General features: G+C 42.3%; 19 protein-coding genes. All 19 read right to left on the bottom strand.

What is annotated here, in order from left to right:
• Positions 1 to 23: 23 nt before the first annotated feature.
• The 19 genes from DC077_RS06085 to DC077_RS06175 all read right to left on the bottom strand — a co-directional run bounded on the left by DC077_RS06085 (position 24) and on the right by DC077_RS06175 (position 19,091).
• Entirely contained in the window at positions 24 to 1,181 is a 1,158-nt protein-coding gene (locus tag DC077_RS06085) for a biotin--[acetyl-CoA-carboxylase] ligase (protein WP_109201648.1), read from the bottom strand.
• Positions 1,182 to 1,556: 375 nt separating this feature from the next.
• Complete coding sequence (locus DC077_RS06090) at positions 1,557 to 2,753, bottom strand: amino acid aminotransferase (RefSeq protein ID WP_109201647.1); 1,197 nt, start codon at positions 2,751 to 2,753, stop codon at positions 1,557 to 1,559.
• Between the two features lie 24 nt (positions 2,754 to 2,777).
• Complete coding sequence (locus DC077_RS06095) at positions 2,778 to 4,589, bottom strand: SLC13 family permease (RefSeq protein ID WP_109201646.1); 1,812 nt, start codon at positions 4,587 to 4,589, stop codon at positions 2,778 to 2,780.
• 24 nt (positions 4,590 to 4,613) lie between these two features.
• Positions 4,614 to 6,701 carry a polyphosphate kinase 1 gene (gene ppk1 / locus DC077_RS06100; RefSeq protein ID WP_109201645.1) on the bottom strand — a complete coding sequence of 696 codons (2,088 nt, stop codon included), beginning with the start codon at positions 6,699 to 6,701 and terminating at the stop codon, positions 4,614 to 4,616.
• A 619-nt stretch (positions 6,702 to 7,320) separates the two neighbouring features.
• Positions 7,321 to 7,734, bottom strand: coding sequence for a F0F1 ATP synthase subunit epsilon (locus DC077_RS06105; protein WP_109201644.1), 414 nt, complete (start codon positions 7,732 to 7,734; stop codon positions 7,321 to 7,323).
• 12 nt (positions 7,735 to 7,746) lie between these two features.
• Positions 7,747 to 9,135, bottom strand: a complete 1,389-nt coding sequence (atpD, locus tag DC077_RS06110) for a F0F1 ATP synthase subunit beta (RefSeq protein WP_109201643.1) — start codon at positions 9,133 to 9,135, stop codon at positions 7,747 to 7,749.
• Positions 9,136 to 9,180: 45 nt separating this feature from the next.
• Entirely contained in the window at positions 9,181 to 10,077 is an 897-nt protein-coding gene (atpG, locus tag DC077_RS06115) for a F0F1 ATP synthase subunit gamma (RefSeq protein ID WP_109201642.1), read from the bottom strand.
• A gap of 47 nt (positions 10,078 to 10,124) precedes the next feature.
• Positions 10,125 to 11,675 (bottom strand): F0F1 ATP synthase subunit alpha, encoded by a 1,551-nt coding sequence (gene atpA, locus DC077_RS06120; RefSeq protein ID WP_109201641.1) that lies wholly within the window; start codon positions 11,673 to 11,675, stop codon positions 10,125 to 10,127.
• A gap of 31 nt (positions 11,676 to 11,706) precedes the next feature.
• On the bottom strand, positions 11,707 to 12,255 hold the full coding sequence (locus DC077_RS06125; protein ID WP_157953499.1) for a F0F1 ATP synthase subunit delta: 549 nt from the start codon (positions 12,253 to 12,255) through the stop codon (positions 11,707 to 11,709).
• Between the two features lie 58 nt (positions 12,256 to 12,313).
• On the bottom strand, positions 12,314 to 12,784 hold the full coding sequence (locus tag DC077_RS06130) for a F0F1 ATP synthase subunit B (protein ID WP_109201639.1): 471 nt from the start codon (positions 12,782 to 12,784) through the stop codon (positions 12,314 to 12,316).
• Between the two features lie 68 nt (positions 12,785 to 12,852).
• Positions 12,853 to 13,086, bottom strand: a complete 234-nt coding sequence (gene atpE, locus DC077_RS06135; RefSeq protein ID WP_094567588.1) for a F0F1 ATP synthase subunit C — start codon at positions 13,084 to 13,086, stop codon at positions 12,853 to 12,855.
• Between the two features lie 73 nt (positions 13,087 to 13,159).
• Positions 13,160 to 13,981 carry a F0F1 ATP synthase subunit A gene (gene atpB, locus DC077_RS06140; RefSeq protein ID WP_109201638.1) on the bottom strand — a complete coding sequence of 274 codons (822 nt, stop codon included), beginning with the start codon at positions 13,979 to 13,981 and terminating at the stop codon, positions 13,160 to 13,162.
• Between the two features lie 8 nt (positions 13,982 to 13,989).
• Entirely contained in the window at positions 13,990 to 14,343 is a 354-nt protein-coding gene (locus DC077_RS06145; protein WP_109201637.1) for an ATP synthase subunit I, read from the bottom strand.
• Between the two features lie 114 nt (positions 14,344 to 14,457).
• Entirely contained in the window at positions 14,458 to 15,303 is an 846-nt protein-coding gene (locus tag DC077_RS06150; RefSeq protein WP_164488752.1) for a ParB/RepB/Spo0J family partition protein, read from the bottom strand.
• A 35-nt stretch (positions 15,304 to 15,338) separates the two neighbouring features.
• Entirely contained in the window at positions 15,339 to 16,115 is a 777-nt protein-coding gene (locus DC077_RS06155) for a ParA family protein (protein ID WP_109201635.1), read from the bottom strand.
• Between the two features lie 61 nt (positions 16,116 to 16,176).
• On the bottom strand, positions 16,177 to 16,812 hold the full coding sequence (rsmG, locus tag DC077_RS06160; protein ID WP_109201634.1) for a 16S rRNA (guanine(527)-N(7))-methyltransferase RsmG: 636 nt from the start codon (positions 16,810 to 16,812) through the stop codon (positions 16,177 to 16,179).
• Positions 16,813 to 16,820: 8 nt separating this feature from the next.
• Positions 16,821 to 18,023, bottom strand: coding sequence for a molybdopterin molybdotransferase MoeA (locus tag DC077_RS06165; RefSeq protein WP_109201633.1), 1,203 nt, complete (start codon positions 18,021 to 18,023; stop codon positions 16,821 to 16,823).
• Positions 18,010 to 18,624, bottom strand: a complete 615-nt coding sequence (mobA, locus tag DC077_RS06170) for a molybdenum cofactor guanylyltransferase (protein WP_109217898.1) — start codon at positions 18,622 to 18,624, stop codon at positions 18,010 to 18,012. The genes DC077_RS06165 and mobA overlap by 14 nt, the downstream gene beginning before the upstream one ends.
• The gene (locus DC077_RS06175) at positions 18,606 to 19,091 is read right to left on the bottom strand and encodes a molybdenum cofactor biosynthesis protein MoaE (RefSeq protein ID WP_109201631.1); all 486 of its coding nucleotides are present in this window, start codon (positions 19,089 to 19,091) and stop codon (positions 18,606 to 18,608) included. The genes mobA and DC077_RS06175 overlap by 19 nt, the downstream gene beginning before the upstream one ends.
• Position 19,092 lies beyond the last annotated feature (1 nt).

Consider the following 19,092-nt stretch of genomic DNA (forward strand, 5'->3'; position numbering starts at 1 on the left):
CAGGAATGAGATCTCACCCATCCTCAAAGCTCTCGAAGAGAGAGATCTCCCGAAATAATTGGACGAATCTCCCCATCGGGAAGTTCCACAAGTAGCGCGCCACTCTCATCAATTCCAACTTCACGCCCAATAAGCAGATCTCTATCTGAGCTCAACTGAACCCGTCGCTGATAGAGAAGACTGATCTCAGACCAGATCACTCTCAAATCGGGCAATTTTTTGCTAAGTGGAATCCCTTGCTCTAAAGCATATGATTCTGCTTCCACCTGCTCACAAAGATGGTAGATCTTCTCACTAAGTCGTGCAATTAAGAGATTTCGATCGAGTGGTTGCCCCAAAATGGCTTCACAACAAGTCGGATGATTACCAACTAGCTCAAGCGCTGCATCATATTGATTATTCACACCAATGCCAATAATCACCTCAACATCATGACGATTAAAGAGGCTCTCTACTAAAATTCCCGCTAACTTCGACTCCCCAATCCAGATATCATTGGGCCACTTTACCTTACCCCCCTTAATACCTAACGCCTCTAAAACCTCTAAAAGGAGCGCACCAATACGGAGACTGAGCGCACTCAAATAGGGAACCGATCGATGAGAAAATCGATATTTAAAGGAGAAGTAGAGATTTTTTGCAAGTGGTGATACCCAACGCTTAGCGCGTCTCCCCCTACCTCCAGTTTGCATCTCCGCAACCGCAACTTTCGCTTTTAACGATTCTTCATCCTTAGAAGAAGTATCCTGAAGACTCGGCAAGGATTGATAATATTGTTGCGCCCAATATTGAGCATCTTGGGCTGAATGTCGCTGGAGATCACTATTAGTTGAGTCAGTACTAAAACGTCGCAAAAAGTGGAGTCGTCCACTTAAAGTCTCTGGCAGGAGATCAACTATTCGCTGAAGATCGATCGGCTGATAGCCTTTTGATAAGATTCTTCCCGACTTTAGATCAACAGTGATCAAATCTGTTAAGGTCGATAGATATTGAAGCGCCTTTTGAAAATGTGCTTCTCCCCCCTTCTTTTGCAACAAAGGGGCCGTTTCCGCTCTCTGTAATAGCTGCTGATAGAGCTGATAATCTTCATACTCTCCTGCCTTAGCTAACTGCATAAAGAGCTGATCAAGCAAAAGCTGCTCTGCTCGATATTCCCACTGTCTCTCTGATAATTCGCTCACCAATCTTCCCCTTAATCCTTCACTTTAATCCTTCACTTCAACTCTTCATTTCAGTTCTTCATTTCTTTGCAGAACTTTGCAAAACTTTTTCAGAAATGCAATTGAAATCACTCCACACCCATACACATACACACGTATACACGCTACGCCTATGATATTATTTATTATCGCAGACAAAGAAAAAGAGTGCTAAATAGCACTCTTTTTACAACCGCTCTATCTCTTCGATCCCTTTAATTAGCTAAAAAAGATAACACTAAAGAGAAGCGCCCAACCAACAATACAGAGTAAGGCAATGATGTAGAGCGGAAGCTTATATATAAATACACTTTCTGACATATAAAAACCCCCTACAAATAGATGAATCAAATGCTGTTATAGTACATTAACTACCGCATTCGCCGCAAGCTCAATATTCTGGTCATTTAACGCAGCAATACAGATACGACCGGTATCAACCGTATAGATAGCATAATCCTTTTTCATTTTTGCAACTTGATCTGCGCTAAGTCCTGAGTAAGAAAACATCCCTGCTTGATCATTGATAAAGCTAAAATCGATCTTATCCTGCTTGCTATTGAGCAACTCAACAAATTTTGAACGCATCGATTTAATTCGATCACGCATCTGTGTAAGTTCCGCTTCCCACTCTGCACGCAATTGATCATTTGCTAATACATAGTGGACGATCTGCGCACCATATGAAGGTGGTGAAGAGTAGATTGCACGAACCATAATCTTCAATTGTGAGGTAACACGCTCTTGCTCCTCTTTATCTGAAGTGATCACAGTCAATGCGCCAATTCGCTCACTATAGAGTGAGAATGACTTAGAGAAGGAGGTGGCGATAAACACCGGCATCTCTTTTGCAGCGAAGATATGAATCGCTTCCGCATCCTCTCTAATTCCCTTAGAGAAGCCTTGATAAGCCATATCTAAGAAGGGAATTAAATTACGTGCTTTAAAAAGATCTGCTAATTGCTGCCACTGCTCAGTTGAGAGATCTGCTCCTGTTGGATTGTGGCAACATGCATGAAGAACCACAATGGATTCTTCTGGAATCTCTTCCATTTTCTTAAAGAATGCCGCAAAATCGACCCCTTTTGTCTTTGGATCAAAATAGGGGTACTCTTCTACTTCAAAACCGGCACCGGCAAAGATAGCAATATGGTTATTCCAAGTTGGCTTTGAGACATAAACTTTACTATTAGGTTTGATACTGTGTAAGAAATCAGCCCCTACTTTTAATGCCCCTGTGCCCCCTAACGATTGAACAGTTGCCAAACGCCCTGTCTGATAGAGCTCATGATCTTCTGTAAAGAGAAGCTTCTGAACACAATCGATATAGCTGCCTAAACCTTGCATCGGAAGATAAACGCGTGGTCCTGAATGTTCAAAAAGATATGCCTCGGCGGCTTTAACCGCTTTTAATACCGGCACTTTCCCTTCTGCATCAGAGTAGATACCAATACTTAAGTTGACCTTTTCATCTCTTGGGTCATTCTTATATGACTCTACTACACCTAAAATCGCGTCATCCGGCGCTAATGGAACATCGTTAAATAGTTTCATCCTAATTCCTTATTATCTTTACTTTTATAGTGGCCAAAAATAGATCACTGCCGGTACTGCCGCTAATATCAAGAGCAGGTCGAGCAGTAGCCCCATTCGCCAATAATCCCCAAACTGATAGCCTCCTGGTCCCATCACCAATGTATTTGAATGGTGCCCTATCGGAGTATTAAAAGCACAAGAGCAAGCGATTGCAATGATCATTAAATAGGGATCAATATTATGCCCCATCATATTTGCAACACCCACCGCAATAGGGGCCATAATCACCGCTGTTGCTGAGCTATTAATCACATCGGTAATCAGCATCGTTACGAGCATGATTATAGACAATACTAGCATAGCAGGAAGCCCTTCTAAAAGGGGAACAATCGATGAGACAATAATATTTGTTGCCCCACTCGAGTCGAGCGCAGCACCCACGGTGATAAAACATCCTAAAAGGACAATAAGAGGCCCATCAATACTCTGGTAGACCTCTCGCAATGAGACAAGACGAAAGATGATGAGAAAAAAGATCGCTAAAGGAAAGGCGATATGAGGCGGTAAAAGCTGAAATGCCACCAAAAGTATGGAAATAATAAAAATTCCCACTGTTGGTAACAATTTTGAAGAGGGTTTTAGACGGATATTACGCTCTGCTAACGGCAGACAACCAAGGTAATTCATCGTTTCAGGAAGCTCTCTCTTATCCCCTTGAATCAGAAGAATATCCCCGGGCTTTAAGGTTAATCGAGAGAAGCGCTGCCGGATACTCTCACTCTGGCGAGAGATCCCTAATATATTAATTTTATAGCGCTCTCGAAGATAGAGCTCCGAGATCATATGTCCTGCAATTCTAGCACCAGGATTGACAACAACTTCTAAGGTCTGCAAGGTGTCGACTCCATCACCCTCTTTTCCCTCTTTACTAAAGCGGATATTCACCCCTGAGAGCAACTCTAACTGCTTTAGATCTTCCGGTTGTCCTTCAATCAATAGAACATCATTCTCCCGTAAGATCTCCTCTTTACTTGGCGAAAGTAGCCGTCTTGCTCCTCGAAGAAGCGTAACAACATTAACATGATCTTCTGTCACCTTCTCAAGTTCGGCAATCGTCTTCCCAATAAATTTATTATTCGGTAAGATTTTGGCTTCTAAAAGATAATCATCCGTCTCAAAGAGGCGGCTATTATTCTCCGTATCCCGAATAGGAATCAGGCGCCAACCAATAAAAGAGATATAGAGGAGGCCTACAATCACCACAACAATACCGACCGGCAAGAAATCAAACATGGCAAAAGCACCCGCCGCCGGATCTACAGTCTCCCGATATTGAGCAATAATCATATTGGGAGGAGTTCCGATCAATGTAGCCGTTCCTCCTAAAAGAGATGCGAAAGCCATCGGCATCAACAATTTTGAGGTAGGAATGTTGTAACGTTGTGATACTTGTAGCGCTACCGGCATAATAAGCGCTAACGCTCCAACATCATTCATAAAGGCGGAGAAGAAAGCGACAAGCCCCGTTAAAGTTAGGACTAATAGTACGGGCCGATCTGAAAAGCGGCTCAAATGTTGTGAAAGATGGTAGGTCACGCCGGTATTTCCTAGTGCATTACTAAGCACTAAGACAGAAGCGACGGTAATAACCGCACGATGACTAAAGCCAGAAAAAGCGTTATTGAGCGGAACAACACCCACTAAAACCATCGCCAATAGCGCACCGAGAGCGACCACATCAAAGCGCCACTTTCCTAACATGAAAGCGATAAAACTACAGAATAGAATCAATAACGCATAGAGTTGCGTATTGGTGATTCCGCTGATAAGTGGATCAGAAAATATTGTCAGCATGTGACTCCATCTACTTCCGAATGTCTACTGTCGGGATATTAATAACTTTTCTTGTGCTGAAAGCATAGCGCCTCTCTCCTCCATTGTAAATGGTTCCTGGGAGTATTCCCCACTTCGACCATCGAGGATCCAAGCCGTATAATCAGCAAAATAAGAGAGTAAGCCTTCATTGATAATATGACGCTTAATAGAGGGGTGCTCAATCGGCACTGCTACCTCAATTCGGCGGAAAAAATTTCGATGCATCCAATCGGCACTTGAGATATAGACCCGCTCTTCTCCTGCGCGATAAAAATAGAAGACGCGTGAATGCTCTAGAAAACGCCCAACAACGGAGTAGACACGAATATTTTCTGAAAAGCCCTTCAATCCAGGACGTAAAGAGCAGGCTCCACGAACAAGTAGATTGATAATAACTCCGGCATTAGAGGCTTCATAGAGCTTTTCAACAATTCCTTCCTCTAGGAGCGCATTCATCCGCGCCATAATTGAGGCCGGTCTTCCCGCCTTTGCCTCCTCTATCTCAAAATTGATATGGGCAATCAAATTATCATAGAGATTAAAAGGAGCTTGCCAGAGACGCTTCAACTGGGGTGGTCGGCCAAGACTCCCTAAATTGACAAAGATATTGGTTACATCCTGAGCTACTTCTCGATTCCCCGTCATAATAGCAAAATCAGTATAGAGCCGCGCGGTGCCTGTATGGTAATTGCCGGTGCTCAGGTGAGTATAATATTCAAGGTGATCCGGATTCTCCTCTGTTGGTTCATTTCGAACAATCAAGAGCATCTTTGCATGGGTTTTATAGCCAAAGATTCCATAAACAACCTTAACCCCTGCCTCTTCCAAAATAGCAGCCCAAGCGAGGTTGGTCTCCTCATCAAAACGGGCCATCAGTTCACAGACGACATTAACCTCTTTTCCATTCTTCGCAGCAGTAACAAGATGCTTCATCAACTGTGAATCATTGCCGGTACGATAGATTGTCATACGAATCATCTGCACTTGGGGGTCATTTGCGGCAACCTCAAGCAATCTTACCGTTGGCGCAAAGCTATCAAATGGGTGATGAAATAGCTGATCTTTTTCTTTAATAATCGAAAAAATATCATTCGTATCAACCCATTTCTCTGCATACTTTGGGTAAAATTCAGGGTAAAAAAGCTCACTTTGCTCCTTTAAAAAGTGATTCAATTCCCGAAAGCGACAAAGATCGATAAAATGCTCTATCGGATAGATCTCCGTTGCCGGCAATTCAAACTCTTTTGCAAGAAAATCTACCAGCTTCTTGGGCATATGGGCACTAATCTCTAAACGGACAGCATGACCAAAATTTCGTTGATGGAGCTCCCCTTTGAGGGCTTGATGTAAATTAGTAAGCTCCTCCTTGTCAATAAAGAGATGGCTATTACGCGTTACTCTAAATTGATAGGCGGCTTTTACCACAAATCCATCGAAGATGACCTTCAATTGATCTCGAATCACCTCACTGATCGTGGTAAAGCGAACACGTGAAGGGTCGCTCGTCAGACGGATCAATGCCGGCAGATTTTTAGGTATAGAGAGCATTGCGGTATCAACTTCTCGCCCATAAATATCCTTTCCCTTTAACTCAATAATATAGTTGAGTGATTTATTGTAGATATGGGGAAAAGGATGAGCGATATCGAGTGCAATCGGCGTTAAAAGTGGATTGATCGACTCATTAAAATAACTTAAAAGCTGTGCTTTATCTGCCACTGTCCAATCTTTTCGGTGCACAAACTCAGCATTCGCCTCTTTTTTTAGAAGCGGTAAGATCTCCTGATCTAATAAGGCATATTGCGCTTTTACTAAATCCGTTATCCGCTGATAGATCCCTTTTTGCCAAAGATCGATAGGCTCCCCATCAATAAGTGTCTCTCCGGCAAAAATACGCTCTTTAATATTGGCAAAGCGCACCTCAAAAAACTCATCGAGATTAGAGGAGACAATGGTAATAAAATTGAGCCGCTCCAATAATGGGATATGCGGATTTTCTGCCTGTTTTAAGACACGCTCCTGAAAAGCGAGAATCGATTTCTCTCGATTAATTAAGGGTAATTCAGCTGATTCAGGCAATTCAAATTCCATACTTATCTCTCATTATTAAAATAGCAAGGTGGCAAGGTTATAGGAGAACAAAATAATACTTAAAAGTAGCATTTAAATAAGTTTTCAGATAACTATCTGAATATCCAAAATAGATTCCAAATAAATCCAAAATAAACATTCCAATAAATTCTTAGTAATGTTCAAATTAATACTCAAGTGATATTCAAATAATATTCAAGCAAATAGAAATGACTATTCTCTACACCTCTTCCTATTATAGCGCAGCTAATTTCTATTTAAGAAAATGATATTAGGAGCGATTAACGGTATCTCTCTCTATTGCTATCTATCTCTATTAATGACTGAATACCTCAACCTCATATCATAACCTCGATATATTACAATTCGATATATTTCAGATATCTTCCAAATATATTGCAGACACAACTCTCGGCATTATGCATCAAAATGTCTCAATAGATCGCTCCCCAAAGTATCAATGTTTCACCAATATCTCTAAAGTAGAATTAAAGAAAACAAAACACAAACACAAGGATAAGGATAAGGATAAGGATAAGGATAAGGATAAGGAATCAGAATAAAGCGTAGAAATAAAAAAACCCACATAAGATGTGGGCTTTTAATATTATTAAAAATCTTAAAGATTTTTTAATCTGTTTACTGCATCTAATTGAGATTTTGCTAATGTTAATTCAATTAACGCCTTCTCAATATCGAGCTCAGGTTTACCTGAGTCAAGTACAGCCTTAGCTTCAGCTCTCGCTTTTTCAACCGCGGCTTGATCAAGATCTGCAGCACGCTCAGCACTATCTGCTAGAACAATCACTTCATTCGGTTGTACTTCGAGAATACCCCCGGAAATCCAGAAGACCTCTTTGGTACCATTCTCGAGCTCTAAGCGAACTTGCCCTGGCTTGAGGTGTGCTAAAGTTGGAACATGACCAGGATAAACACCTATCTCACCAGTAATTGCTGTAACTGCAAAGAATGCTGCAGTGCCAGAGTAGAGCTCTTTTTCAGCACTTACAATAGTGACTTTGATAGTTTTCATATTATCCCCTTATTACTTCTTGGTCTCTTTCGCGTAACGATCAAGAACTTCATTAAAGTTACCGGTCATATAGAACATTTGCTCAGGAATATGGTCACCTTCACCTGCAAGAATCGCTTTAAAGCTTGCAATAGTGTCTTGAAGTGATACATATTTACCTGGTGCACCTGTAAATACTTCTGCAACGTGGAATGGCTGTGATAAGAAGCGCTGGATCTTACGAGCACGAGCAACTGTTAACTTATCTTCTTCTGAAAGCTCATCCATACCAAGAATCGCGATAATATCTTTTAACTCTTGATAACGCTGAAGAATCATCTGTACACCACGAGCAACATCATAATGCTCTTGACCAATAACTAATGGATCAAGCTGACGTGAAGTTGAATCAAGTGGGTCAACTGCAGGATAGATACCTAATGATGCGATATCACGTGAAAGAACGATTGTTGCATCTAAGTGAGCAAACGTTGTCGCTGGTGATGGGTCAGTTAAGTCATCCGCAGGAACGTAGACTGCTTGTACCGATGTGATCGAACCTTTTTTCGTAGAAGTAATGCGCTCTTGAAGAACACCCATCTCTTCTGCAAGTGTTGGTTGGTAACCTACCGCAGATGGCATACGACCTAAAAGTGCTGATACTTCAGTACCTGCAAGCGTATAACGATAGATATTGTCAATAAAGAGAAGAACATCACGACCTTCATCACGGAAGTACTCAGCCATTGTTAAGCCTGAGAGAGCAACGCGTAAACGGTTTCCAGGTGGCTCATTCATCTGACCATAAACCATGGCAACTTTATCTAATACGTTAGAGTCTTTCATCTCGTAGTAGAAGTCGTTCCCTTCACGTGTGCGCTCACCAACTCCAGCAAAGACTGAAAGACCTTCATGCGCTTTAGCAATGTTGTTGATCAACTCCATCATGTTTACGGTTTTACCAACACCCGCACCACCGAAGAGACCAACTTTACCACCTTTAGCAAACGGACAGAGTAAGTCGATAACTTTAATACCTGTTTCGAGAACTTCTGTAGAACCTGCTTGATCTTCGTAGCTTGGCGCTTTTCTATGAATCGCCCAATGCTCTTTAGCTTCAACTGGACCTGCGTAGTCTACAGGGCGACCTAAAACGTCCATGATACGACCGAGTGTACCTTCACCAACGGGTACTGAGATCGGTTGTTTAGTATCAACAACTTCAACACCACGCTTAAGTCCATCTGAACTACCCATTGCGATCGTTCTTACAACGCCATCACCTAATTGTTGTTGTACTTCAAGTACGAGATCATCTTTCGATCCTACAACATTAAGTGCACTATATATACTTGGAACAGCATCGCGTGGGAATTCCACGTCAACAACTGCACCAATTACCTGTACAATTTTTCCTGACATACTCTATCTAAACCTCTATTAACCCAAATTTTTGTTAACGTCGTATTAATTGATTGCTGCTGCACCACTAACAATCTCAGTAATTTCCTGAGTAATTGCTGCTTGACGAGCTTTGTTATAAACCAATTGCAACTCATCTATTAAATCGCTTGCATTATCGCTTGCGGCCTTCATTGCAATCATACGAGCTGCCATTTCACAGGCAACGTTTTCAACGACTGCTTGAAAGATCACACTTTCAATATAACGATCTAATACAGTATTCATTAGTTCAACAGGCTCAGAGTCGTAAACATAGTCCCATGCAAGATTTGACTCCTGCGCTACACTCTCAATACCTATCTGTCTCTGAAGCGTTCCGGGAACGACAGGGAGAACCTGAATACCGATTGGCTTTTGCGTCATTGTATTCACAAACTCGTTAGCAAAAACATGGAGTTCATCAATTTTCCCTTCTTGGAAAAGATCTAGCATTGCAGTTGTAATACCAATCAGATCTTTCGACGCAGGTGCATCACCTAAATTATTCACAGTCGCAACAAGATCATGTCCAAATCGACCGAAGAAAGCATTTGCTTTGTTACCAATAGTGGCAACTTCCATCTCAATACCTGCTTCACGCCACTCTTTCATCTTTGTGACGACTAGCTTAAATAGGTTATTGTTCAACCCACCAGCTAAACCACGGTCGGAGCTGACAACAATCACGCCCACGCGCTTTACTTCTCGTGGTATTAAGTATTCATGCTTGAATTCTTCAGGTGTTGCCTCAGCCAAATGCGCAGCGAGCTTGATAACCTGTTGCGCATAAGGTAGAGATCGATTGCGTCGAAGTTGCGTAGCACGCATCTTACTCGCTGCAACCATCTCCATCGCACTAGTAATCTTCTGAGTATTACTAATACTTTTAATCTTACTACGTATTTCTTTTCCAACAGCCATGAAATTCCTACCTAATTGCTATGTGTTATGAACTGAAAAGCAACTTATTAAGCTACTTTCCAGCTTCCACCTTTCTTATACTGACTAACAACTTTATCAAGCGCATCTAACACATCTTGGTTATAGGCACCTTTGCTGTTGATGTCTTTTAAGAGCTCTTGGTCTGTTGCATTCGCTGAAGCGATAAGACCTTGCGCAAATGGACGAACTTCTTCAACTGGCAAATCATCAACATATTTGTACTCGATTGCATAGAGGATAAGTGCCATCTCTGCAATTGTATATGGACGATATTGCGCTTGCTTCATCAATTCCATAACACGAACACCACGTGCTAACTGTCTACGTGTTACTTCATCAAGATCCGAAGCAAACTGGGAGAACGCTGCAAGCTCACGATATTGAGCAAGTGCAAGACGAACACCACCACCAAGCTTACTGATTAACTTCGTTTGCGCTGCACCACCAACACGAGATACGGAGATACCCGCATTCATCGCTGGGCGAACGCCTGAGTTAAAGAGGTCTGTTTCAAGGAAGATCTGACCATCTGTAATTGAGATAACGTTAGTTGGTACGAATGCAGATACGTCCCCACCTTGTGTCTCAATAATAGGTAATGCCGTTAATGAACCTGTTTTACCTTTAACTTCACCATTTGTGAACTTCTCAACGTAGTCTGCATTAACGCGAGCTGCACGCTCAAGAAGACGTGAGTGAAGATAGAAAACATCCCCAGGATATGCTTCACGACCTGGTGGACGACGAAGAAGGAGGGAGATTTGACGATATGCAACCGCTTGTTTTGAAAGGTCATCATAAATGATTAACGCATCTTCACCACGATCACGGAAATATTCACCCATTGTACAACCAGTGTACGCTGAGAGATATTGAAGAGCTGCCGACTCTGAAGCACTTGCTGCAACAACGATCGTGTGATCCATTGCACCATGCTCTTCTAATTTAGCAACGATATTTGCAATTGTTGAGTTCTTCTGACCAATTGCTACATAGATACATTTAACACCACTATTTTTTTGGTTGATAATAGTATCGATTGCAATCGCTGTTTTACCAGTTTGACGGTCACCGATAATCAACTCACGCTGACCACGGCCGATTGGAACCATTGAGTCAATCGCGATATAACCTGTTTGCATCGGTTGATCAACTGATTGACGATCGATAACGCCAGGTGCGATCTGCTCGATAGGTGCAGTTAACGTTGTACCAAGCTCACCTTTACCATCGATAGGATTTCCTAACGCATCAACAACACGACCAAGAAGTTCTGGACCGATAGGTGCTTCAAGAATACGTCCTGTACACTTAACTTTATCCCCTTCTGTGATCTTTTCATAATCACCTAAGAGAACAACACCCACTGAATCTCTCTCAAGGTTCAGCGCAAGACCACGAACACCGTGTGGTAATTCAACCATTTCACCTTGCATCACAGAATTAATTCCGTGAACGCGAGCAATCCCATCAGTTAAACTTACTACCGTACCTTCAGTACTCTCTTCGGGCTTGAGCTCAAATTCTTCAATCTTGGATTTAATGAGATCACTGATCTCAGATGGATTTAATTGCATCTTTTAAATCTTCCTCTTATATTCATTAAACTTAATTCATTGATCGGATCATGCCGTCTAAACGACCTAAAATCGAACCATCAATGACTAAATCATCTATTTTTAAAATAGCACCACCTAACAAGGAAGGCGAAATGGTTTCTGTTAATTCGATCTCTTTATTAAAACGCTTCTGAAGAGCTTTAACAAACATCTCTTTCTGCCCATCCGTTAAGGGATATGCACTCTGCACTTCAGCCTCAAGAATGTTTCTTTCCGCTAATAAACGCGCTCTGTACTCGTCATAAACAGAAGGCAAAATCCCAAAACGCTTATTTTCACTAATGGTTAGTAAGAAATCATTCTCTTCTTTAGTAAGCTCTCGCTTTAAAATCTTAGCTGATAACTCACCTAAGAATGCTTTTTTCTTTTCGAAACCTAATTCTGGTAAGCCCATCACTTCACGAGTCGCCTCTGTTCCCATTAATAGCTTTAATGAGCTGAGGAAATCCAACCAGTGATCTGCACTTTGCGGATTTTCCTTCGCAATCATAAATACGGCTTCAGCGTAAGGTCTTGCTACTGTTGCTAATTCTGACATATTACTCTTACATCGTTTATTAGTTATCAAAATGCTCTTCATAGTGAAGAGCAGGCGATTACAGTTGTTTTGCCAACTCTTCTAACATCTTAGCATGAGTCGTTTCATCAACTTCTTTTTCTATGATCTTGCTTGCACCCATAATACTTAAAGCAACTACCTGTTTTCTCAAGCTCTCTTTGACTTGACTTAACTCTGCTTCAATTTTAGCGTGCGCTGCATCAATCTCTCTTTGCCCAACTACCTTGCTCTCTTCTTTAGACTGTGCAATTAAGCTATCCGCTTGAGCTTGTGCTTTACTCACTAGGGTTGCCGCTTCAAGATGAGCTTGCTTAAGAAGACCATCTACTTCAGCTTCAGCCGTAGCTTGTGCTGCAACACTCTCTTCTGCAGCTGCTAAACCTTCAGCAATTTTTGCACGTCTCTCTTCAATCGCTTTGATTAAAGGTGGCCAGATAAACTTCATAACCACCAAAACCAAAATGAAAAAGACGATAAATTGGGCAATCAAGGTTGCGTTAATATTCATTTTACTACCTATCCTTTATATGCCTGTACAACAAATGTCTTTACCACTTAGCTTTAAGTGTAGTGGAATTACGCACCTGCGAATACAGTCATACCGAAGAATACAGCAATACCAACACCAATTAAGAACGCCGCATCAATAAGACCAACAAGGATAAATACTTTTGGTAAAAGTGAATCCATGATTTCTGGCTGTCTTGCAGATGCTTCGATATATTTAGAACCCAACATTGAAATACCTAATGCTGCACCGATCGCACCAAGACCTACGATGATACCACAAGCGATTGCTACTAAACCCATAATATAACTCCTTAAAATAAGATAATACTAACGTTAACAAATAATTATGAAACACAATCTTTCGATTGATTCTTTAATGAGATTCATGCGCTTGACCAAGATAAACAAGTGTCAAAGTCATGAAAATATATCCTTGTAAAATAACGATCAAGATATGGAAGATTGCCCATGCTGCACCTGCAAATACATGAAGACCCATTCCCCATAATGTTCCTGTCGCCCCTAATAAAGCGATCAACATAAAGATCAACTCACCTGCGAACATGTTACCAAAAAGTCGCATACCTAATGAGAAGGCTTTAGAGATGAACTCAACGAGGTTTAACACAAAGTTAGCAGGCGCTAACCAGATACCGAAAGGTGCACAGAAAAGCTCTTTTACAAAGCCCATGCCTTTCGCTTTAATAGAGTAGAAGATCACAACTGCAAGTACAGCAATAGACATACCTAACGTAGCACTCACATCGGCAGTTGGAAGAATTTTGTGATATGGGAGAGAATCTGAAAGACCTAATACATCAATCATCTTAGGAGCAAGATCGATCGGTAAGAAGTCAAGAGAGTTCATGACGACGATCCAGAGAAACACAGTAAGACCTAAAGGCGCAATAAAACCTTGTGGCCCATTGACCAATGTTCTCGATTGTTTCTCTGCAAACTCTACTAAGATTTCAACAAAAGCTTGGAAACGTCCTGGCACTCCAGATGTCGCCTTGCGCGACGCTGCCCAAAGGAATAGAACGACAATAATACCACACAAGATTGACCAGAAAACGGTATCGAGGTTGATGAGACCGAAGTTAACAAACTCATGAGCTTCTTGCGGCGTCCCTCTTTGGTTAAGGTTAACGAGATGGTGTCCAATATACGATGCATTTGTTAATTCACTAGCCATAGTTCTCTCTATACAATTACTTTATCTCTTCTAATAGAAGATATTAACACATATCCAAGGGGAACTTGCGATACGACTATAATTCCAATTAGGAACGCGAATAGATTCGGGTCCTTGATCAGCAGAATACTCACTAAGAAGAGCATTAAGATGATAATTTTATTGAAAAAGACGCCAATCCAGAAAAAGACCTTATGGAATCGCACCATAAACATATTCGCCGCCATAAACAGATTGGGTATTAACATTGAAATACCCGCTGCAAACAAGGATACCGCTGTTACACCATCATATAAAATCCAAGCTGCTGTAGCTGTTAGGATTAAAACAGCGAGTTGTGCAATCACAATTTTAGGAATCATCAGATCATCGCCTTTAAATTCATGCCAAGATTATAGTCGGCAAGAGGGTCTAGGTCAAATTATTCGTAGCGATTTTGTAGCAGCTTAGCAGCGCTATTACCACTACCCTTTAATCTACTGTTTAATTTTCCCTAAAATCCCATCAAGTTCTTCTAGTGAGTTGTAACGAATAACGACCTCACCCCTTCCTCGGTTTTTCTGTTTAATCTCTGTTTGAGCTCCTAAAAACTCACTCAAAGATCGCTCAAGATTGAGAACATCTCGATCTTTTTCAACACGCTTTACAGAGCTCTCTTCATCGCTCTCTGGCGCTAATAATTTTTTAACAAGTTGCTCTGTTGCTCGCACTGTTAACTGCTCTTTGATCACCTGCAATGCCACACGGCCCTGCTCACTTTTAGGAAGTGCTAAGAGTGCTCGTGCATGCCCCATATCTAACTTTTGCTCTGCCAATAACGCTTGAACAGCAGCATCTAGCTCTAAAAGACGCAATGAGTTTGTGATAGAAGAGCGCGATTTACCAATGACTTCACCCGCCTCTTGATGCGTTAAGGAGAATTCATCAATAAGACGCTTCAATGCCATTGCAGTCTCCACCGGATTGAGATTCTCTCTTTGAATATTCTCAATTAACGCAACCGCAAGCGCTTCCTGATCACTCATCGGTTTAAAGATCACAGGGACGCTCTTCAGCCCCGCAAGTTGGGACGCGCGCCATCGTCTCTCACCGGCAAGGATCTCTACCTGCTTCTGCCCTTCAACCTCACGAACAACAATAGGCTGAATAATTCCCTGCGCTTTAATGGAGGAGGCTAATGCTTCTAATGCCTCTTGATCAAAGTGGCGACGGGGCTGATACTTACCGGGCACTAAGCGCTCTATCGGTAACTCTTTAATCCCCTCTTGCTCCACTTTTACATTATCCGTTGCAATCTCTGCACCTGTTTGACTTAAGAGCATCTCTAAGCCACGACCTAATCCTCGTTTCTTCACAGCTACCTCTTCTTACTTCTTGAAATCACTTCTCGCGCAAGCTCTGTATATGCCATTGCACCCTTAGATTTCGCATCATAAACTGTAATCGGCACACCATATCCCGGCGCCTCAGCCAAACGGACATTTCTTGGAACAATCGATTCAAACATCTTATCGCCGAAGTGAGCGGCTAAGTTTTCTGAAACTTGGACAGATAAGGTATTACGCCCATCAAACATTGTTCTTAAAACCCCCATAATATTAAGATCTGGGTTTGTTGCTTCTTTAACCGTTGAGATCGTATCCATCAATGCCGATATTCCCTCTAATGCATAATATTCACATTGAACAGGAATCACGATATCGGTTGCAGCTGTAAGCGCATTGAGCGTCAACATATTAAGAGATGGCGCGCAATCTAAGACGATATAGTCAAAATTACTACCGATCGGCGCTAAGATCTCTTTCAATTTATAGATCCCATTTTGGGCTTGCGCTAACATCACCTCGGCACCCGTTAAATCAGCATTTGCACCTATTAGACGTAAGCCGGCTTTATCAAGATCTAAAATCACATCTGCAATGGATGCTTCCCCTAAGAGCAGATCAACGACACTACTCTCTAACTCATTCTTATTCACCCCGATACCTGTTGTGGCATTCCCTTGAGGATCGAGATCGATTAAGAGCACATTAGGCCTCATTTTGCTCTCTGTTAAGCTTGAGGCTAGGTTAACAGCGGTGGTTGTTTTACCAACCCCCCCTTTCTGATTTGCTACTGCAATAATTGTTGCCAACGGAGATTCCTACCTTTCCAAATTAATCGTCAAATTATATCAAATAACCTTTTCGATAAAACTATTTCGATAAAAGTATCAAATGCCGCTCTTCATTTAAGCCCGGCACTCTCAACTCCACAACTTCTTGAATGGGGAAATCGGTAACATCTTCCCACTCTGAATGAATCACTTTCCCTTTCATTGCGATCAACATTCCTCCCTCTTTTAGAAGGTGCTGTGACCACTTTACCATGTCATTACCACTTGCAAATGCACGCGAAAGAACCCCATCAAATCGCTCATTAGGCTGATAATCTTGCACGCGAGAGGTGACTACCGTCACATTAGGGAGCCCGATCTCAATCTTCATCTGCTGAATAAAGCGCGTTCTCTTAGTTGCGCTATCGAGCAAGGTAAATTGAAAGTCAGGCAACACAATTGAGAGGGGAATACCTGGCAGTCCGGCACCGGTGCCGACATCGATTAAGGCAGCAGACTGAAAACGCTGACGTAACTCCGGCACGAGGACTAGTGAATCGAGAAGATGCTTGATAATCATCTCCTTTGGATCTGTAATTGCCGTTAAATTATAGGCTCTATTCCAGAGCAGCATTCCTTGCAGATATTGAGTTAACTTCTCGCAGGCAGAATCATCAATTGGGAAATTGAGCTGATCGAGCGCGATTCTCACCTCATCTTTGACAATATTATTCATCACAACCTTTATGCTTTCGCGACCTCTTTAGGCAAAGGATAGATTCTAACACGACTACCTTTTGCCGTTGCCTGATTCTCTTTCATCTCAATAAGGCAATTTGCATAACTAAGACCGCTCAACATCGCAGAACCTTGCAATCCAACACTATCGACAAAATATTCACCGCGCTCATCTTGGTAGTAATTTCCACGCAAAAATTCTCTACGAGGCTGAATACGATCGCTACCAAAATTAATTGTTGCCATTAACTGAGGCAGTTGTGGTGAAAGTCCCATCAGTGCTTTAATAGCAGGATAAGCAAGCAAATAGAAGGTTGCATAGGCGGAAACAGGATTCCCCGGCAACATAATAATATGACATTGGCCAATTCTGCCCCATCCAAAAGGCTTGCCTGGCTTAATAGCCAACTTCCACATATGCAATTCGCCGAGCTCAGTAATCGCCTTTGCGACAAAGTCCGCCTCACCCACCGAAGCACCTCCACTTAAGATAATGAGATCATTCTCTTTTGCTGCCGATGATAAAGCCGCCAATACCGAAGCATACTCATCTTTTAAGATGCCCCCATCTTTCGCTTTAGCAAGCGATGAAACCCACGCAAGTAACTGATAGCGATTAGCATCATAGATTTCACTGCCGGTGATATTCTCCCACGGCTCTTTTAACTCATTACCTGTGGAAAAGATCGTCACGCGCAGGTCCTGATAAACCTCAATCTCCCAAACCCCTTGCGAGGCTAATAGTGCAATCGCCGCAGGGTCGAGCACATGCCCAGCATGAAAAAGGATCTCTCCTTTCTTAATCTCTTCACCACAATAACGAATATTTTGTCCTTTCGGGCAATCCTCTGTGAGATAGAGCTGATCACCTTCAACTTTCGTCAACTCCTGCATCACCACTGTTGTAGTATTTCCGGGCGTTTTTGCGCCGGTGAAGATTCTTGCTGCTTCCCCCTCTTGAAGTGAGAAATGAACATCATCACCTGCCATAATTCGCTCAACGATCTTAAACTCACTCCGCCCACCAGAAAAATCACAAAGAGCGTAGCCATCCATCGCGCTATTATCAAATTGTGGCGTATCATAATTTGCCACAACATCTTGCGCTAATTTGCGTCCATATGCTTCCGCAAGTGTTACACGGTGAACCGCTCGATCTAACTTCATTCCCGCTAATAACTCTCTTAATGCAACATCATAATTTTTCATCACAATTCCTCTCTAATGCCTCTAGATCCTGCGGTCTATTACAATTGATAAACGCGCGCTCTTCATCAAAATAGATAGGCGCTGCAGATAACTTCTTTAGCAGCGCTCGAATTCTTAAATCACCTTTCTCTAACAGCGGCAGCACCACCTCGAGATCCTTTGCAAGCGCCTGAAGATAGATATAGTGCTCTCGCTGATCAGTCACAGGATAGACCGCTTTAATCATTGCATCTTCCCGTTGCAAGCGAGCTAATGCCTTCGCCAACTTTTCAACTAAATCAACAGGAATCAAAGGACCATCACAACTGACAATCTGCACCTGTTGATTCGCCTCTAAATAGGGTAATAGCGAGGCGATGCCGGCTAACGGGCCCATTCCTTCCCATTGAGGCTCATCAGTAATAATTGGCAATCCCAGCGACTCATAACAGGTTAAATCTCGATTAGCTGAGAGATAGAGTTGATCTACTTGCGGGGCAATTCGCGCCACAACATGCTCAACTAAACGTCGTCCCTGTAGTGGAAGAAGCCCTTTATTCTGATAGCCCATTCGTCGCCCTTCCCCGCCGGCGAGAATCAATCCTACGACTTTTTGCGCCACTTCGCTAACTCCTGCCAGCGCGATAAGATCGCTTGGTCACTCTTTTTTGCCTCAACCCAATATGCTTCTCCATTCACTAGATGCTCCTTTTTCCAGAAAGGGGCTTCCGTTTTTAGATAATCCATAATAAATTCAGCAGCTAAAAAGGCATCTAGGCGATGCTTTGCAGTCACAATAAGCAGAACAATAGGATCATCAGAGAAGAGCTCACCTATACGGTGGACAACGCGGCATCCGGCAATATCCCAGTGACTTTGGGCGATCTCAATAATTCGTATAATCTCCCGCTCTGTAACGCCGGGAAAATGCTCAAGAACCATCTTCTCAAGCGGTACCTTTTGGTCAAACTCGCGCACCATTCCCTGGAAAAGTACCAGCGCACCGGCATCTCCTGATTTTGCAATTAAATCAGCACTCTCTTGGTCAAGATCAAATGCCTCACGCTGAACACTAACTGAGATAACCATA

Origin of the sequence: Ignatzschineria cameli (genome assembly GCF_003121895.1) — a bacterium.
GTDB lineage: Bacteria > Pseudomonadota > Gammaproteobacteria > Cardiobacteriales > Wohlfahrtiimonadaceae > Ignatzschineria > Ignatzschineria cameli.

Bases quoted from the DNA above. Each gene is read 5' to 3' on its own strand.
- DC077_RS06095 (WP_109201646.1), bottom strand. From the start codon at position 4,589: ATGCTGACAATATTTTCTGATCCACTTATCAGCGGAATCACCAATACG.
- atpG (WP_109201642.1), bottom strand. From the start codon at position 10,077: ATGGCTGTTGGAAAAGAAATACGTAGTAAGATTAAAAGTATTAGTAAT.
- DC077_RS06165 (WP_109201633.1), bottom strand. From the start codon at position 18,023: ATGAAAAATTATGATGTTGCATTAAGAGAGTTATTAGCGGGAATGAAG.
- DC077_RS06105 (WP_109201644.1), bottom strand. From the start codon at position 7,734: ATGAAAACTATCAAAGTCACTATTGTAAGTGCTGAAAAAGAGCTCTAC.
- ppk1 (WP_109201645.1), bottom strand. From the start codon at position 6,701: ATGGAATTTGAATTGCCTGAATCAGCTGAATTACCCTTAATTAATCGA.
- DC077_RS06150 (WP_164488752.1), bottom strand. From the start codon at position 15,303: ATGCTCTTAAGTCAAACAGGTGCAGAGATTGCAACGGATAATGTAAAA.
- rsmG (WP_109201634.1), bottom strand. From the start codon at position 16,812: ATGAATAATATTGTCAAAGATGAGGTGAGAATCGCGCTCGATCAGCTC.
- atpB (WP_109201638.1), bottom strand. From the start codon at position 13,981: ATGGCTAGTGAATTAACAAATGCATCGTATATTGGACACCATCTCGTT.
- DC077_RS06175 (WP_109201631.1), bottom strand. From the start codon at position 19,091: ATGGTTATCTCAGTTAGTGTTCAGCGTGAGGCATTTGATCTTGACCAA.
- DC077_RS06130 (WP_109201639.1), bottom strand. From the start codon at position 12,784: ATGAATATTAACGCAACCTTGATTGCCCAATTTATCGTCTTTTTCATT.
- atpE (WP_094567588.1), bottom strand. From the start codon at position 13,086: ATGGGTTTAGTAGCAATCGCTTGTGGTATCATCGTAGGTCTTGGTGCG.
- DC077_RS06145 (WP_109201637.1), bottom strand. From the start codon at position 14,343: ATGATTCCTAAAATTGTGATTGCACAACTCGCTGTTTTAATCCTAACA.
- DC077_RS06090 (WP_109201647.1), bottom strand. From the start codon at position 2,753: ATGAAACTATTTAACGATGTTCCATTAGCGCCGGATGACGCGATTTTA.
- atpD (WP_109201643.1), bottom strand. From the start codon at position 9,135: ATGTCAGGAAAAATTGTACAGGTAATTGGTGCAGTTGTTGACGTGGAA.
- atpA (WP_109201641.1), bottom strand. From the start codon at position 11,675: ATGCAATTAAATCCATCTGAGATCAGTGATCTCATTAAATCCAAGATT.
- DC077_RS06125 (WP_157953499.1), bottom strand. From the start codon at position 12,255: ATGTCAGAATTAGCAACAGTAGCAAGACCTTACGCTGAAGCCGTATTT.